Raw genomic sequence first — 3,229 nt, 5'->3', positions numbered from 1 at the left:
CTTCAATCTTTCCTTCAATCTTTCCTTCAATCTTTCCTTCAATCTTTCCTTCCTCTCTGGCATCATCAAGTTTTTGAGCGAGGACAGCCTGTTCATCAAGAATACGCTTGATCTCTTGTTCATAGGCTATAAATTCTTTCTCTGACCAGTTGAACCTATTTAACTCTTCATAGGCTCTCTTTATTATCAAATCACTTCCTATTATTCTTTCTAGATCCTCTTCACTAGTTTTATCTGCATACTTGAAGAAGTATATCCATTTCTCAACTATACCTGAAAGCTGCTCCTCTTTGGTTTTTGGAAATTTTGGCAATTCAATAAATATAAAGTAAAAATCTTTTAAATCGTGCTCATTAGTATCTTCATCCCGAATAGTATGTTTTGACTTATACATAGACTTACACGGAAACAGAATACAATCTGCTATAGCAATAAAGATAATTTCTTTAAGGTCATGGTATTGATCACCTTTATCAGCCTGCCTTGAATAAGCTTTAGCTGCATAGTATTGGGCACGTTTTTCAAAGCCTTTGGTTTTAGCCACCTGCATTTCGACAATTACTTGCACCCCATTTTCATCTCTACAGAGAACATCGACAATACTTTGTTTTTTAGCAGCAATATCAGGATCTTGGATAGTACTCAAAAACTCTATCTCTTTTATTTCGTTGACGCCAGTAAACCCTAGGATATCATTTAAGAAATGAATTAAAATATCTTTATTCTTTTCAGTACCAAAGATTCGTTTGAAGGCTATGTCGTTTTTAACATCAAGAAACTTAGATAAAGCCATAGCAAAAATTCCTAAAAACCATTAATAATTATACAGCATTATTAGCAACTTTTCAATAAAAAAGCCTTACATTTTTTGTCAAATTCCTAAAGCCGTTTGCAGCAAAGACATCTGATCAACACCGTTAATTTTCCGAATCATATTTTCAGCGTCGATCTCTATTAACTCATTTCCACCTATAGTAAGTTTATAATAATGAGCAGCTACCGTACATTTGAGTGTGGCTTTTTCTGCAGGTTTCCAGCTACCAAAATCAAATTCTCTGAATATTCCCCTGAGATTTATAGTAACGGCTTCAACTTCATTGCTACCACTACCTTGCATTCCTCCACGAAGAGTTAAGGACACCGAGTTTCCATTTATCAAGCCAAATAGCCGAAAGAGTTCTGTATCATATTCAGCGAAGGTAAACTCAGCCTCTAATTTCTCCATTCCCATATCTATGCTAATTGGAATGTCCATACCACCAGCACGATATTCCTCAGTTTTAATGGTAAGTTTTGGCAAGGTTATTTCGTCGATTTTCCCAGCATAGCCTCTACCATCGACAAATACGTTAAAGTTTCTCAGTATCTTTGGTAACACTTTCTTCCTCTTTATAAAATTTCATTATTTAGCAAGTGAGAGCGAAAAGTTATCTGCTCAGCAGGGTATGGTGGAGTAAATTCAAAGTCAAAAAATACTTTGCCACTTGCAATGTTTGCTGGGTCTGAAGTTGCATAACATTTTCCACTGATAATTGCCCCTTGTGCTTTTAAACCTGCTAAGTAAGAGTTTACGCTTTCAATTACATCATCTATGTAAGTCTTGGTAATATTGCGATCAACTGCCCATAAGTGAGCTCTCAATAAGCTGTCATTTATTAAATCTGCAGTACGCCTGACCGACAGAAAAGCCCACTTTGGATCATCTGAGCACGTTCTGTTTCCCCAGAGTTTGTAGCCATTTTGGTGAATTATCGTCGTTACTTCATTTTCATTTAAATAATTTGCTCTACAGCTTGCATTACCGAGTGTAAAATCAATAGCTCTACTTGTGCCAACAATGCCATTTATCTCTTTATTTGATGGTGAGTGCCAAAATCCTTCTTCACTATCTACTTTGGCCATTAAACCAGCTACAAATGGACTTGGTGGCTTTTCCTCCCCTTCAGATACTTTTACCCAAGGATCAACAACGTAAACTCTTGCGCTGCCAACACTTTTTCTCCACTTTATTGCTTCTTCATCGTTAGTATTTGGCCCATCTGCTACTATTATTGCTCTTAGCTTTTCTGCCACCCCTATTAACGCTGCCACTACTGGATTTTTAGACTCAGATAATTGATGAGTAAAATAAGGGGCAATTAGTATTCTTGGAGCAACATGGACTATGCTTTCACTGCTTAAAAACGCCTGTATGCCTTGATACTCCCCAGTTTTTTCGTCAACTCCACCAATGATATTTTTTAATGTTTCTTCTTCTTTTAACTTCACGTCAGTGTTTTTGCTCTCTTCAACACGAATAACTACTACTGTTGCACCAACTTGAGAAAAAATTGCATTTACTGCAGAAGGAAGAGTTCCTGTTTTTCCGAGTTTTGCTGCTTCCTTTAAACTCCCTGCTATCAATGCTGGTTTATTCAGTGGAAATTTTTGCTCGTTCGCCTCAGGTGCAGTACCAATTACACCTATCACTGATGATTTACTGGTTCTAATTGTTTTTGGGCCTGAAGTTACTTCAATAACATTCACCCCATGTAAAAATTGTTCTGTCATCCTCTGCCTATTTCTTGTATTCTTTGTTTAAAATCATTGAGTAAAGCCTTTAGCTCTCCCTCATTTTTGGCTGCTTCAAATTTCCTCTCGGCCAGATCTTCAAGTTCCTCACATTTTATTATTGCTTTTACTGCTTTTTGCGCTTTATTTTGGATGAGTTTTGCCATTTCAATTATTGTTATGTCTCGAACTTTTGCCAGGGGTTCAATAATTTGAGTATCTTTTTCGTTTAACTTATTTGGTTCTGAAACTAAAATATTCTCCGCAGCTTTTTCCTGAATTTCATACGACTTAGCTTTCTGGTGAGAATAGCCTGCGTATTGGTGAGTACACCTATCATAATGAATACGAAGATCAGACAATGCAGAAAATTTCGCATTTTGCAGTAGTTCCAGCTCAATATCTTCATTACTCCTTTCAACAATATTTCCCCCTTCTGCTAAACAATATCTTTTTTGCCAATCAAAGTTCTCTGGTGCCTCATACCATCCTTCTCCTTCCGGCTTGTTTTCTAGTGTCGTTGTTTCGATTTGTTTTTTGTTTTTAAAACGTATATAAGTAGACATTGTTCCTCCACTTTTTTAATTCCAAATTTTGGAAGTAGCCTCTAATCCTGGACACTGCCAAGCTTTGAGTGTTCTTTCTACATCTACTTCAAGTTCTTCTGTTAAAAAATTGC

At 36.5% G+C, this 3,229-nt stretch carries 4 protein-coding genes; all 4 read right to left on the bottom strand.

What is annotated here, in order from left to right; genetic code table 11:
* A partial coding sequence (locus IC220_RS06575) for an Rpn family recombination-promoting nuclease/putative transposase (protein WP_188153671.1) occupies positions 1-793 on the bottom strand: 793 nt, incomplete at its 3' end.
* A gap of 78 nt (positions 794-871) precedes the next feature.
* On the bottom strand, positions 872-1,378 hold the full coding sequence (locus tag IC220_RS06570) for a phage major tail tube protein (protein ID WP_188153670.1): 507 nt from the start codon (positions 1,376-1,378) through the stop codon (positions 872-874).
* Between the two features lie 11 nt (positions 1,379-1,389).
* Positions 1,390-2,550 carry a phage tail sheath subtilisin-like domain-containing protein gene (locus tag IC220_RS06565; RefSeq protein WP_188153669.1) on the bottom strand — a complete coding sequence of 387 codons (1,161 nt, stop codon included), beginning with the start codon at positions 2,548-2,550 and terminating at the stop codon, positions 1,390-1,392.
* A complete protein-coding gene (locus tag IC220_RS06560) occupies positions 2,547-3,116 on the bottom strand; it encodes a hypothetical protein (protein WP_188153668.1) in 570 nt (189 codons plus the stop codon). Before IC220_RS06560 ends, IC220_RS06565 begins: the two co-directional genes overlap by 4 nt.
* Between the last annotated feature and the right edge of the window lie 113 nt (positions 3,117-3,229).

This window comes from Wolbachia endosymbiont of Pentalonia nigronervosa (assembly GCF_014534705.1).
Lineage (GTDB): Bacteria > Pseudomonadota > Alphaproteobacteria > Rickettsiales > Anaplasmataceae > Wolbachia.
Note: the sequence above shows the minus strand (reverse complement) of the source record. Positions and strands in the feature narration are given on the sequence as shown.